The organism is Streptomyces sp. NPDC002125 (assembly GCF_053593715.1).
The window spans coordinates 183,290-195,682 of record NZ_JBSFDD010000016.1 but is presented as its reverse complement, the minus strand read 5'-3'; the positions used below and the strand labels follow the sequence as shown (position 1 = coordinate 195,682).

Here is a 12,393-nt window from a genome sequence, read left to right as displayed (position 1 = left end):
GCGCTCCTGACCACACCGGGGGGGGCCGGGGCCGATCGGCCCCCGGCCCTCGCCGGTTCTCATGTCCCGCCGCCGCGCCTCACTGTGCGCCGGGGCGCACCAGCCCGCTCTCGTAGGCGTAGACCGCCGCCTGGACGCGGTCGCGCAGGCTCAGCTTCGTCAGCACATGGCCCACATGGGTCTTCACGGTCGTCTCGCTCACGAACAGATCCGCCGCGATCTCCGCGTTGGAGAGGCCGCGCGCCACCAGCTTCAGCACCTCCACCTCACGCTCGGTGAGGGTGTGCAGGGCATCCGGCACGGGGTCCTCGCCCGAGGGCAGATGGTCGGCGTACTTGTCGAGCAGCCGGCGTGTGATGCTCGGCGCCAGCATCGCCTCTCCGGCCGCCACCACCCGGATGGCCTGCACCAGCTCGTTGGCCGGCGCGTCCTTCAGCAGGAAGCCGCTGGCCCCGGCGCGCAGCGCCTCGACCACGTACTCGTCGAGGTCGAACGTCGTCAGCACCAGGACCTTGGCCGGACCGTCCCGGCCGGGCCCCGTGATCTGACGGGTCGCCTCGACACCGTCCATCCGCGGCATCCGGATGTCCATGAGCACGACATCCGGCTGCAGGGCCCGCACCTGATCGATGGCCTGCAGACCGTCACCGGCCTCACCGACCACCGCCAGATCGCCCTCGGCCTCCAGGATCATCCGGAAGCCCGTGCGCAGCAGTGGCTGATCATCGACCAGCAGGACGCGGATAGCCACGTAATCTCCTTAAGGACCTTCGAGGGCCACCGGTTGGCCGGCCCCGGGCCGCACCGGCTCCATTCTGCCCTGCACACCCTCCACCGGTTCCGCCGGGCGGACGGACAGCGGATAGACCGGGGGAGTCCCGCCGAACTCGGGACAGACCGCACGGTGATCGCACCAGCCGCACAGCTTCGTCGGCCTCGGCCGCCACTCGCCCGTCTCGGTGGCGAGCCGGATCGCCTCCCAGAGGGCCAGCAGCTTGCGCTCCACCCGCTCCAGGTCGGCGGGCACGGGGTCGTACGTCAGGACGTCGCCGCTGCCCAGATAGACCAGCTGGAGCCGGCGGGGCACCACGTTCTTCAGGCGCCAGATCACCAGGGCGTAGAACTTCATCTGGAACAGCGCGCCCTCCGCGTACTCCGGCCGCGGCGCCTTGCCCGTCTTGTAGTCCACGATCCGGACCTCGCCCGTGGGGGCCACGTCGATCCGGTCGATCACACCGCGCAGCCGCAGGCCCGAGTCCAGCTCCGTCTCGACGAAGAGCTCCCGCTCCGCGGGCTCCAGGCGCGTCGGGTCCTCCAGCGAGAACCAGCGCTCCACGAGCCGCTCGGCCTCACCCAGCCACCCCGCGAGCCGCTCACCCTCCTCGTCCCCCTCGAACAGCTCCGTGAGCTCGGGCTTCGACTCCAGCAGCCGGTCCCACTGACCAGGGATCAGCGCCTTCGCCCGCGGCGCCGTACGGTCCACCGCCGGGGCGTCGAAGAGCCGTTCGAGCACCGCATGCACGAGCGTGCCCCGGGTAGCAGCCTCACTGGGCTTCTCGGGCAGTTTGTCGATGACCCGGAAGCGGTAGAGCAGGGGGCACTGCATGAAATCGCTCGCGCGCGACGGCGACAGGGACGAGGGTGGCTGAGGCGGGCGCGGTACGGACGTCATGTCGAAGACCCTACGGCCCGCCACTGACAGCAGGCGGCATACCATCGACCACAGAGCTCGTACACAGCAAGACCGTGGCACAGGCCACCTACCGAAGGGACCCCGTGGACGAGAGCGGCGACAGCGGGCGCCCGCAGCCCGGCGCAGGGGGAACCGACCCCGGCACCGGACCGGACAAGGGCAGACCGCGACGCCCCGAAGATCCCGGCGGCGGCCTTCTCATGGGCCGCCCCTTCGGTGTGCCCGTCTATGTGGCACCCAGCTGGTTCGTCGTCGCGGCCCTGATCACCTGGGTCTTCGGCGGCCAGCTCGACCGCGTGCTGCCGGAGCTCGGCGGAGCCCGCTACCTGGTCGCGCTCTTCTTCGCGATCGCGTTCTACGCCTCCGTCCTGGTGCACGAGCTCGCCCACACCGTCGCCGCGCTGCGCTACCGACTGCCGGTGCGCCGCATCCAGCTCCAGTTCTTCGGCGGCGTCTCCGAGATCGAGAAGGAGACCGAGACCCCCGGCCGTGAATTCGTCCTCGCGTTCGTGGGCCCGCTGCTCTCCCTGGTCCTCGGCGGCCTCTTCTACATCCCGCTCCAGTTCGTCGAGGCCGGCACCGTCCCCGGCGTGCTCCTCGCGGGGCTGATGATCTCCAACCTCATCGTCGCCGCCTTCAACCTGCTGCCCGGCCTCCCGCTGGACGGCGGACGCATGCTGCGCGCCGTCGTCTGGAAGATCACCGGCAAGCCCATGAGCGGCACCGTCGCCGCCGCGTGGGTCGGCCGCGGCCTGGCCATCACCGTCTTCGTCGGCCTCCCGCTGCTCACCCATACGGGTGTCCTCGGGGATGCCACCGGAGAGATCAGCGGGTTCGAGACCGTCACCGACGCCCTCCTCGCGGCGATCCTCGCGGCGATCATCTGGACCGGGGCCGGGAACAGCCTGCGGACCGCCCGGCTCCGCGAGCACCTCCCCGAACTGCGTGCCCGCACCCTCACCCGGCGCGCCGTGCCCGTCGAGGCGGCCACCCCGCTCTCCGAGGCGCTCCGCCGCGCCAACGAGGCCGGCGCCCGCGCCTTGGTGGTCGTCGACGGAGTGGGCAGCCCCAAGGGCCTTGTCCGGGAGGCCGCCATCGCGGGCGTACCCGAGCACCGCCGCCCCTGGGTGGCCGTCAGCGGCCTCGCCCAGGACCTCACCGACGGCATGAAGGTCCCCGCCGAACTCGCGGGCGAAGCTCTCCTGGACCGGCTCAAGGCCAACCCGGCCACCGAGTACCTCGTGGTCGAGGAGACCGGCGAGATCTACGGCGTCCTCTCCACGGCCGACGTCGAGCGCGCCTTCATCAAGGCCATGGCCCGTCCTTCCGCCTGAGAGCGGGGCGCCCGGGGCCCGAGGCCCCGGGAAGCGGCCCCCGAAATACCGGTAGGCTGGTCACATGTCCGAACCGACCGGTGCCGCCCGCCGTCGCGGCCCATTCAAAGTCGGGGACCAGGTCCAGCTCACCGACCCCAAGGGACGCCACTACACCTTCACGCTCGAAGCCGGAAAGAACTTCCACACCCACAAGGGTTCTTTCCCGCACGACGAGCTGATCGGTGCTCCCGAGGGCAGTGTTGTCCGTACCACGGGAAACGTCGCCTACCTCGCGCTGCGCCCCCTGCTCCCCGACTACGTCCTGTCCATGCCCCGCGGTGCCGCCGTGGTCTACCCGAAGGACGCGGGCCAGATCCTCGCCTTCGGCGACATCTTCCCCGGCGCACGCGTCGTCGAAGCCGGCGTCGGCTCGGGTGCCCTGAGCACCTTCCTGCTGCGCGCCATCGGCGAGCAGGGCATGCTGCACTCCTACGAGCGCCGCGAGGACTTCGCCGAGATCGCCCAGCAGAACGTCGAGCGCTACTTCGGCTCGCCGCACCCCGCCTGGCAGCTCACCGTCGGAGACCTCCAGGACAACCTCTCGGACACCGACGTCGACCGCGTCGTCCTGGACATGCTCGCCCCCTGGGAGTGCCTGGAGGCCGTCTCCAAGGCTCTCGTGCCCGGCGGCATCCTCTGCGCCTACGTCGCGACCACGACCCAGCTCTCGCGGACCGTCGAGTCCATCCGTGAGATCGGCTGCTTCGCGGAACCGCAGCCCTGGGAGTCGATGATCCGGAACTGGCATGTCGAGGGTCTGGCCGTGCGGCCCGACCACCGGATGATCGGCCACACCGGCTTCCTCGTCACCGCCCGCCGCCTCGCGGACGGCGTCGAGCCGCCGCTGCGCCGCCGCCGCCCGTCCAAGGGCGCCTACGGCGAGGACTACGACGGTCCCGGCAAGCGGAGCGGACCGGACACGGGCCGCGACTGACCCGTACAACGCGCAGGCGCCGTCACCGAGTTCCCCGGACCGACCCGGGAGCCCGGCGGCGGCGCCTTTCCGCTGCCCGGGACGCCCCCCGCCGTTCCCCTCGGGTGTGAGGTGTGGCACGATGCTGGCCACCCCCCGCCCGCCGGCCCCGTCCGGCACCGCCTGTCCAGGCCTCCAGGAACCACAGGAGACATACCGCGTGCAGACCTCCGCGCTCCCGGACCTCGCGCACACCGACGCCAAGCCGGTGCACTGGCTCGCCACGGCCACGGCGATGGCCGCCGTCGTCGCCCTCGCCGGAATGCTCCAGCCCGACGCGGCCACCGCGACGGCCTCGGCGTCCGAGCACCGCGCCGCCGCCCAGCAGGGCGGCGCGCCGGCCGCGCAGGCACCCGACCCGGTTGGCGTGGCCTACCCGCTGGACTGCGGCGCCGCAGGGCAGACCGTGGCCGAAAGCGCCCCGGGAGACCTCGACGGGGACGGCGGGCCCGAGACCGTCGCCGTGGTCCACTGCGCCGCGGGCTCCGGCACCCCGCCCAGTGGCATCTACGTCCTGACACAGACGAGCGGGGCCGCACCCCGGGTCGTGGCGACCCTGGTGGACCCCGCTCAGAAGCTGACGGTCACCGACTTCACCGTCCGTGACGGCCGGGTGTCGGCGACCCTGCTCGGCTACTCGTCGGCCGACGTGCCGCGCTGCTGCCCCGACGAGCGGGAGACCGCCGGCTGGGAGTGGAAGGGCAACGCCTTCATCAAGTCGGCCGGCCCCGCCGGGAGCGCCGCGCGGGGCGTCTGAGCCTCACTCGGCGTCCGGCCCGAAGACTTCCACATTGTCCGAGACGCGACGTACATGGATGCAGTCGCCCGGGCATTCCTTGGCGGAGTCCACCACGTCCTGGAGCAGGGGCAGCGGCACCGGCGTGGTGGCCCCCACCTCCTGGAGCAGCTCGTCGTCGGCGCTCTTGACGTAGGCCAGACCGTCGATGTCCAGCTCGAACACCTCGGGGGCGTACTGCACGCAGATGCCGTCGCCCGTACAGAGATCCTGGTCGATCCAGACCTCGAGGTCCTGCGTTCCGCTGTCGCCCGGAGCGTCCTGCTGCACGGTCATGTGTCCTGCCGTTCCCTGCGTATCTGCACCAATTGAAGCCAGCCCTGACGGGTGTTGAACACTTCGACGATACAACCGGCGGCTTTCCGGTGGCGAAGGGTGGGTATTCCCTTGGCGTGAGGGAGAGCGCAAGGGTGAAGATCGGACAGAGTCCCGGGTCTTTGTGATCTAGGGGTTTCAATCATCACCCACCCAGGTAGGGTCAGGAAGCGTCCAGCTCCCCTTGGAGGAGGTGAGGACCGTGGCAGCCCACGACGACGACATCAACCGCGGCATCCGGCCCGGGCGGGGGTCAGAAGACCCAGCCGGCCAGGTTGCCTATCTCGAGCAGGAAATCGCCGTCCTGCGACGTAAGCTCGCCGACTCTCCGCGTCATACGAGGATTCTCGAAGAGCGGATCGTCGAGTTGCAGACCAACCTGGCAGGCGTGTCCGCGCAGAATGAGCGGCTCGCCAACACACTCCGGGAGGCCCGCGACCAGATCGTGGCCCTCAAGGAGGAGGTCGACCGGCTCGCACAGCCGCCGGCCGGCTTCGGTGTCTTCCTGCAGGCCAACGAGGATGACACCTGTGACATCTTCACCGGGGGCCGCAAGCTCCGGGTGAACGTCAGCCCCAGCGTCGAGCTCGAAGGCCTCCGGCGAGGCCAGGAAGTCATGCTCAACGAGGCGCTCAACGTGGTCGAGGCCATGGAATTCGAGCGGGCCGGGGACATCGTCACCCTCAAGGAGATCCTCGAGGACGGCGAACGCGCCCTGGTGGTCGGGCACACCGACGAGGAACGGGTGGTGCGGCTCGCCGAGCCGCTGCTGGACATCACCATCCGTCCCGGCGACGCCCTCCTGCTCGAACCCAGGTCCGGCTACGTCTACGAAGTGGTCCCCAAGAGCGAGGTCGAAGAGCTCGTCCTCGAAGAGGTCCCGGACATCGACTACAACAAGATCGGCGGTCTGGGCGACCAGATCGAACTGATCCGCGACGCGGTCGAGCTCCCGTACCTCCACCCGGACCTCTTCAAGGAGCACGAACTGCGTCCGCCGAAGGGCATCCTGCTCTACGGCCCTCCAGGCTGCGGCAAGACACTCATCGCCAAGGCCGTCGCCAACTCGCTGGCCAAGAAGGTCGCCGAGGTCACAGGACAGCCCGCGGGGAAGAGCTACTTCCTCAATATCAAGGGGCCCGAGCTCCTCAACAAGTACGTCGGTGAGACCGAGCGGCACATCCGCCTCGTCTTCCAGCGTGCCCGGGAGAAGGCGAGCGAGGGTACCCCCGTCATCGTCTTCTTCGACGAGATGGAATCCCTCTTCCGCACCCGTGGTTCCGGTGTCAGCTCGGACGTGGAGAACACCATCGTCCCCCAGCTGCTCGCCGAGATCGACGGTGTGGAGGGCCTGGAGAACGTCATCGTCATCGGCGCCTCCAACCGTGAGGACATGATCGACCCCGCGATCCTGCGGCCCGGCCGTCTCGATGTGAAGATCAAGATCGAGCGTCCGGACGCGGAGGCCGCGAAGGACATCTTCGCGAAGTACCTCACGCCTTCGCTGCCGCTGCACTCGGACGACCTGGCGGAGCACACGGGCTCCAAGGAGGCCGCCGCCCACGCGATGATCCAGTCGGTCGTGGAGCGGATGTACACGGAATCCGAGGAGAACCGCTTCCTCGAGGTCACCTACGCCAACGGCGACAAGGAAGTCCTGTACTTCAAGGACTTCAACTCCGGCGCGATGATTCAGAACATCGTGGACCGGGCAAAGAAAATGGCCATCAAGGCATTCCTCGAGCAGGGCCAGAAGGGCCTGCGCGTCTCCCACCTCCTCCAGGCCTGCGTGGACGAGTTCAAGGAGAACGAGGACCTGCCCAACACGACCAACCCGGACGACTGGGCCAGGATTTCCGGAAAGAAGGGCGAGCGGATCGTCTTCATCCGTACGCTCGTCACCGGAAAGCAGGGCGCGGACACCGGTCGCTCCATCGACACGGTGGCAAACACCGGACAGTACCTGTAAAACGCAGACCGGCTGCGGATTCCCGGAAGGGCGTCCGCAGCCGGGCGTTTTCCCGGAAGTCCGGCCACACCCGAACAATGACGTAATTGATCTCCCCACCGGCGCAGAGGCGCTCTAGGCTCTGCGGTACCGCCGAGTCGCGCAGCGCGGGTACGGGCACCGCACGCGTACCGGACCAGCAGCGGTACTTGAGCGCCGCTCCCGGACGGGAGCGCCGCCGGGCAAGGAGGGCCGCATGACCGTACGGCGAGTAATGGGCATCGAGACGGAGTACGGGATCTCCGTCCCCGGTCAACCCAACGCCAATGCCATGCTCACCTCGTCCCAGATCGTCAACGCCTACGCGGCGGCGATGCACCGGGCGCGCCGCGCCCGCTGGGATTTCGAGGAGGAGAATCCGCTGCGCGACGCGCGAGGCTTCGACCTCGCCCGTGAGACCGCGGACTCCAGCCAGCTCACCGACGAGGACATCGGCCTGGCCAATGTCATCCTCACCAACGGTGCGCGGCTGTACGTCGACCACGCGCACCCCGAATACAGCTCACCGGAGATCACCAACCCGCTGGACGCGGTGCTCTGGGACAAGGCCGGCGAACGGGTGATGGCGGAGGCGGCCGAACGGGCCGCCGCCATCCCCGGCGCCCAGCCGATCCACCTCTACAAGAACAACACCGACAACAAGGGCGCGTCGTACGGCACGCACGAGAACTACCTGATGAAGCGGGAGACTCCCTTCTCGGACATCGTGCGCCATCTGACGCCGTTCTTCGTCTCCCGCCAGGTCGTCACCGGCGCGGGCCGGGTCGGCATCGGCCAGGACGGCCATGAGCACGGCTTCCAGATCAGCCAGCGTGCCGACTACTTCGAGGTCGAGGTCGGCCTGGAGACCACACTCAAGCGCCCCATCATCAACACCCGCGACGAACCCCACTCCGACGCCGAGAAGTACCGCAGGCTGCACGTGATCATCGGGGACGCGAACCTCTCCGAGATCTCGACCTATCTGAAGCTCGGCACCACCTCGCTCGTGCTGGCCATGATCGAGGACGGCTTCATCAACGTCGACCTGGCCGTCGACCAGCCGGTCCGCACCCTGCACCAGGTCTCGCACGACCCCACGCTGAAGCAGCTGGTCACGCTCCGCAGCGGCCGGACACTCACCGCCGTACAGCTCCAGATGGAGTACTTCGAGCTGGGCCGCAAGTACGTCGAGGAGCGGTACGGGGCGGACGCCGACGAGCAGACCAAGGATGTCCTGGCCCGCTGGGAGGACACCCTGAACCGCCTGGAGAACGACCCGATGAGCCTGTCGGGGGAGCTGGACTGGATCGCCAAGCGGGAGCTCATGGAGGGGTACAGGCGCCGTGACGGCCTGGACTGGGACGCCCCCCGCCTGCACCTGGTGGACCTCCAGTACGCCGACGTACGGGCCGACAAAGGCCTGTACAACCGTCTGGCGGCCCGGGGCAAGATCAAGCGCCTGCTCGACGAGAGCGACGTCGAGCGGGCCCGTACGAAGCCGCCCGAGGACACCAGGGCCTATTTCCGGGGCCGCTGCCTGGAGCAGTACGCGGACGACGTCGCCGCGGCCTCCTGGGACTCCGTGATCTTCGATCTGCCCGACCGTGACTCTCTGCAACGGGTGCCCACGATGGAACCGCTGCGGGGTACACGCGCTCACGTCAAGGACCTCCTGGACCGCTGCCGCACGGCGGAAGAGCTGGTCCGGACGCTGACGGGGGGCTGAAAGGCGCTCCGGCTGGGAATCAATCAGATGACCTCCGGACGTTGAGGAAAGTACCGGGCCAATGTCGGACCCCGTAGGTAGGGTCTGATCAAGTGCTTCGAACCGAGCGGGGTGAGCTACATGGCGACCAAGGACACCGGCGGCGGACAGCAGAAGGCGACACGTTCCACCGAGGAGACCGAGGAGCAGGCGCAGGAGGCGCAGGCGTCCGAGGACCTCGCGGAGCGACAGGAGAAGCTCAGCGACGACGTCGACGACGTCCTCGACGAGATCGACGACGTACTCGAGTCCAATGCCGAGGATTTCGTTCGATCGTTCGTTCAAAAGGGCGGCGAGTAACAGCCGGAGATCGTGACCGCTCGCCGGCGGACCGCTCCGCCGGCGGCGCACTCCGTGGGATGCCCCCGCCCGTACAGGGGCATCCCACGGATGTGCTTCGGCACCCGGGATCATGTTGATCACCGTCACAGTGCGGGTAGGGTCCGTGGCGTACTGCTTCAACCGCAATTCGGCCATCGGCAAGTTGGGGGATGATCCTGACTCCTTGCGCAGGGCCATCGCATACCTGGAGGGAAACGCGTGGAAGCCAACACTCGTAGCACCGGGCGTCTACCAGCTGCCTTCCTGACGCCGGGTTCGTCCTCGTTCATGGACTTCCTGTCCGACCACTCACCCGAGATCCTTCCCGGCAACCGCAGCCTGCCGCCGTTGCAGGGCGCCATCGAGGCGCCGCACGGCACCACGATCGTCGCGGCCTCGTTCCCCGGCGGAGTGGTGCTGGCCGGTGACCGGCGCGCGACCATGGGGAACATGATCGCGCAGCGCGACATCGAGAAGGTGTTCCCGGCCGACGAGTACTCCGCGGTGGGCATCGCCGGCACGGCGGGCCTGGCCGTGGAGATGGTCAAGCTGTTCCAGCTGGAGCTGGAGCACTTCGAGAAGGTCGAGGGCGCCACCCTCTCCCTGGAGGGCAAGGCCAACAGGCTCTCCACGATGATCCGCAGCAATCTGGCGATGGCCATGCAGGGGCTCGCGGTCGTCCCGCTCTTCGCGGGGTACGACCTCGACCGCGAGAAGGGCCGCATCTTCTCCTACGACGTCACCGGCGGGCGTTCCGAGGAACACGGCTACGCGGCCACCGGCTCCGGCTCCGTGTTCGCCCGTGGATCGATGAAGAAGCTGTACCGCGACGACCTGACGGAGGAGCAGACACTCACCCTGGTCGTGCAGGCGCTGTACGACGCGGCCGACGACGACTCGGCGACCGGCGGCCCCGACGTGGCCCGCAGGATCTATCCGATCGTCACCGTCATCACCGACGAGGGCTTCCGCAGGCTGAACGACACGGAATCCTCGGAGATCGCGCGCGCGATCCTGGAGCGCCGGCTGGAGCAGCCCGACGGCCCGCGCGCCGCGCTTCTCTGACCGGTCCTGATGCTTCTCCGATGCACTCGTCACTGACAGAAAGGGACGGATAGCCGGTGTCGACGCCGTTCTATGTCTCACCCCAGCAGGCCATGGCCGACCGGGCGGAATACGCCCGGAAGGGCATCGCCCGTGGTCGCAGCCTGGTTGTGCTGCAGTATGCCGACGGCATTGTGTTCGTCGGCGAGAACCCGTCCCGCGCGCTGCACAAGTTCAGCGAGATCTACGACCGGATCGGCTTCGCCGCCGCCGGCAAGTACAACGAGTACGAGAACCTCAGGATCGGCGGTGTGCGCTACGCGGATCTGCGCGGCTACACCTACGACCGCGACGACGTGACGGCGCGTGGGCTGGCCAACGTCTACGCGCAGACGCTCGGCACGATCTTCTCCAGCGCGGCCGAGAAGCCGTACGAGGTGGAGCTGGTGGTCGCCGAGGTCGGCGCCGGGCCCGAGGGCGACCAGATCTACCGGCTGCCGCACGACGGCTCGATCGTGGACGAGCACGGCTCGGTCGCGGTCGGCGGCAACGCCGAGCAGATCAGCAGCTTCCTGGACCAGCGCCACCGCGACGGGATGTCGCTCGCCGAGGCGCTGAAGCTGGCCGTGCAGGCGCTGTCCCGGGAGGCCAACGGCAACGAGCGGGAGATCCCCGCCGAGCGGCTCGAGGTCGCGGTGCTGGACCGCACACGGCCGCAGCAGCGCAAGTTCAAGCGGATCGTCGGACGGCAGCTGGCACGGCTGCTGGAGGCGGACGGCGCCGGGGCCACCCCGACGGACGCTCCGTCCGACACGGAGGAGCCGGAGGGCACCACGGCCCCCGAGACCGGAACCGACACCCCGGCCAAGGGCGCCGACGGCACGGATGAGTCCGGCAAGGAGTAGCCGGCTCCACGACGGCTCATGACGATGCCCCCGGGCGCCAGGCGCCCGGGGGCATCGTCATGCGGTGGGAGCGGGGGCGGTGGAGCCGCGCACGACCAGCTCCACGGGGAGATCGCGGTGTTCTTCCGGCACGCCCTCCAGGACCGCCAGCAGGGCCGTCATGCCCCGCTCGCCGACCTGCTCGGCGGGGAGGCGCACGGTGGTGAGCTCGGGCTCCACCGCGGTGGCCAGCGCCAGGTCGTCGAAGCCCGTCACGGAGATGTCGTCGGGCACCCGCAGCCCCCCCCGGCGTACCGCCTTGCAGGCGCCGGCCGCCAGGATGTCGTCGTCGCAGACGATCGCCGTCGGCCGCGGGCCGGGAGCGGCCAGGAGCGCCTCGACCGCCTCGCGTCCCGCCCTGACGTCCAGCGGGGCCGTGACCGTGAGCAGATCAGCGCCCGGGACGTCCCGGGCGGCCTCCCGCAGGGTCCGGGCGCGCACCGCGAAGGTCCAGGTCTCCACGGCGGACGCCAGATGGACGATCCGGCGGTGGCCGAGGCCCAGCAGATGTCCCGCCACCTGGCGCATGCCGTCCGCGATGTCGAGGTTCACCCGGGCCGCCGCGCCGCGGTCCCCGGGGTCGCTGTCCAGCATCACCAGCGGCAGGCCGGTCTCCCGCAGCGCGCCGAGGGCGCCGGTGGCCATCGAGGACGCGATCACCCCGTCGAGGGCGGCGCTGGCCGAGGCGAAGGGGTCCCTGGCGGGGCCGGTGCCGTCCGGGGAGGGGTAGAGGACCACGCCGAAGTCGTGCTCGGCCGCCACGGCGGCGGCGCCGGTGTAGACCCGGGCGAAGAACTCGTTGGTGAGCGCCGGGACCACCAGAAGGGCCGTACGCGTGCGGCCCAGCCGGAGGCTCCGGGCGGCGAGATTCGGCCGGTAGCCGAGCTCACGGGCACTGCCGCGCACCCGCTCGGCGGTCGTCGCGGAGACCCGCCCGTGCCATTTCTCCCCGAGCACCAGCGAGACCGTGGCCTGCGAGACGCCCGCGGCCCGTGCCACGTCACGGCTGGTGGGCCGGGGTGGGGCGGGCTGACGCGCGCTGCTCACTCGTGCCTCCGTGCTGCCGTTCGGGGATGTCGCGGGATGGACTCGCGGACTGCCCACATGGTACGTATGGACGCCGACGTTATACGTAAAACCCCGAGGCTGTGACTCCGTCGGGGGAGAGGGGCGGAC

Annotated in this window: 12 protein-coding genes and 1 pseudogene; 9 read left to right on the top strand and 4 right to left on the bottom strand. The window is 69.6% G+C overall.

Annotated features, from left to right (window positions below):
- Positions 1 to 79 precede the first annotated feature (79 nt).
- Together ACWCQM_RS25870 and ACWCQM_RS25865 are read right to left on the bottom strand one after the other, a co-directional pair.
- The gene (locus ACWCQM_RS25870; RefSeq protein WP_073729189.1) at positions 80 to 751 is read right to left on the bottom strand and encodes a response regulator; all 672 of its coding nucleotides are present in this window, start codon (positions 749 to 751) and stop codon (positions 80 to 82) included.
- Between the two features lie 9 nt (positions 752 to 760).
- Positions 761 to 1,606: a RecB family exonuclease gene (locus tag ACWCQM_RS25865; protein ID WP_450917519.1), complete on the bottom strand. Its 846-nt coding sequence runs from the start codon at positions 1,604 to 1,606 to the stop codon at positions 761 to 763.
- A 170-nt stretch (positions 1,607 to 1,776) separates the two neighbouring features.
- Here ACWCQM_RS25865 and ACWCQM_RS25860 point away from each other — a divergent pair, with 170 nt between their 5' ends.
- From ACWCQM_RS25860 to ACWCQM_RS25850, 3 genes are all read left to right on the top strand, one after another.
- Entirely contained in the window at positions 1,777 to 3,027 is a 1,251-nt protein-coding gene (locus ACWCQM_RS25860; RefSeq protein ID WP_450917518.1) for a site-2 protease family protein, read from the top strand.
- Positions 3,028 to 3,091: 64 nt separating this feature from the next.
- Positions 3,092 to 4,003: a tRNA (adenine-N1)-methyltransferase gene (locus tag ACWCQM_RS25855; protein ID WP_450917512.1), complete on the top strand. Its 912-nt coding sequence runs from the start codon at positions 3,092 to 3,094 to the stop codon at positions 4,001 to 4,003.
- Between the two features lie 199 nt (positions 4,004 to 4,202).
- Positions 4,203 to 4,799, top strand: a complete 597-nt coding sequence (locus ACWCQM_RS25850) for a hypothetical protein (RefSeq protein WP_450917511.1) — start codon at positions 4,203 to 4,205, stop codon at positions 4,797 to 4,799.
- Positions 4,800 to 4,802: 3 nt separating this feature from the next.
- Here the strand turns inward: ACWCQM_RS25850 and ACWCQM_RS25845 are convergent, their stop codons facing one another.
- Positions 4,803 to 5,114 carry a ferredoxin gene (locus ACWCQM_RS25845; protein ID WP_073751405.1) on the bottom strand — a complete coding sequence of 104 codons (312 nt, stop codon included), beginning with the start codon at positions 5,112 to 5,114 and terminating at the stop codon, positions 4,803 to 4,805.
- Between the two features lie 241 nt (positions 5,115 to 5,355).
- Here ACWCQM_RS25845 and arc point away from each other — a divergent pair, with 241 nt between their 5' ends.
- From arc to prcA, 6 genes and pseudogenes are all read left to right on the top strand, one after another.
- Entirely contained in the window at positions 5,356 to 7,122 is a 1,767-nt protein-coding gene (arc, locus tag ACWCQM_RS25840) for a proteasome ATPase (RefSeq protein WP_033304549.1), read from the top strand.
- 235 nt (positions 7,123 to 7,357) lie between these two features.
- Positions 7,358 to 8,869 carry a depupylase/deamidase Dop gene (gene dop, locus ACWCQM_RS25835; RefSeq protein ID WP_450917510.1) on the top strand — a complete coding sequence of 504 codons (1,512 nt, stop codon included), beginning with the start codon at positions 7,358 to 7,360 and terminating at the stop codon, positions 8,867 to 8,869.
- 120 nt (positions 8,870 to 8,989) lie between these two features.
- A complete protein-coding gene (locus tag ACWCQM_RS25830; RefSeq protein WP_073751996.1) occupies positions 8,990 to 9,208 on the top strand; it encodes a ubiquitin-like protein Pup in 219 nt (72 codons plus the stop codon).
- 111 nt (positions 9,209 to 9,319) lie between these two features.
- Positions 9,320 to 9,497, top strand: a pseudogene (locus ACWCQM_RS25825) (endonuclease domain-containing protein); the annotation flags it as partial.
- Positions 9,449 to 10,294 (top strand): proteasome subunit beta, encoded by an 846-nt coding sequence (gene prcB / locus ACWCQM_RS25820; RefSeq protein WP_450917509.1) that lies wholly within the window; start codon positions 9,449 to 9,451, stop codon positions 10,292 to 10,294. The pseudogene ACWCQM_RS25825 and the gene prcB, both read left to right, overlap by 49 nt.
- 56 nt (positions 10,295 to 10,350) lie before the next feature.
- Positions 10,351 to 11,178 carry a proteasome subunit alpha gene (gene prcA, locus ACWCQM_RS25815; protein WP_450917508.1) on the top strand — a complete coding sequence of 276 codons (828 nt, stop codon included), beginning with the start codon at positions 10,351 to 10,353 and terminating at the stop codon, positions 11,176 to 11,178.
- A gap of 57 nt (positions 11,179 to 11,235) precedes the next feature.
- On the opposite strand, the gene ACWCQM_RS25810 is transcribed toward prcA, so the two are convergent.
- Positions 11,236 to 12,264 (bottom strand): LacI family DNA-binding transcriptional regulator, encoded by a 1,029-nt coding sequence (locus tag ACWCQM_RS25810; protein WP_450917507.1) that lies wholly within the window; start codon positions 12,262 to 12,264, stop codon positions 11,236 to 11,238.
- Positions 12,265 to 12,393 lie beyond the last annotated feature (129 nt).

Coding starts and splice junctions, on each gene's coding strand:
- ACWCQM_RS25865 (WP_450917519.1), bottom strand. CDS start 1,606: ATGCAGTGCCCCCTGCTCTACCGCTTCCGGGTCATCGACAAACTGCCC.
- ACWCQM_RS25855 (WP_450917512.1), top strand. CDS start 3,092: ATGTCCGAACCGACCGGTGCCGCCCGCCGTCGCGGCCCATTCAAAGTC.
- ACWCQM_RS25845 (WP_073751405.1), bottom strand. CDS start 5,114: ATGACCGTGCAGCAGGACGCTCCGGGCGACAGCGGAACGCAGGACCTC.
- dop (WP_450917510.1), top strand. CDS start 7,358: ATGACCGTACGGCGAGTAATGGGCATCGAGACGGAGTACGGGATCTCC.
- ACWCQM_RS25830 (WP_073751996.1), top strand. CDS start 8,990: ATGGCGACCAAGGACACCGGCGGCGGACAGCAGAAGGCGACACGTTCC.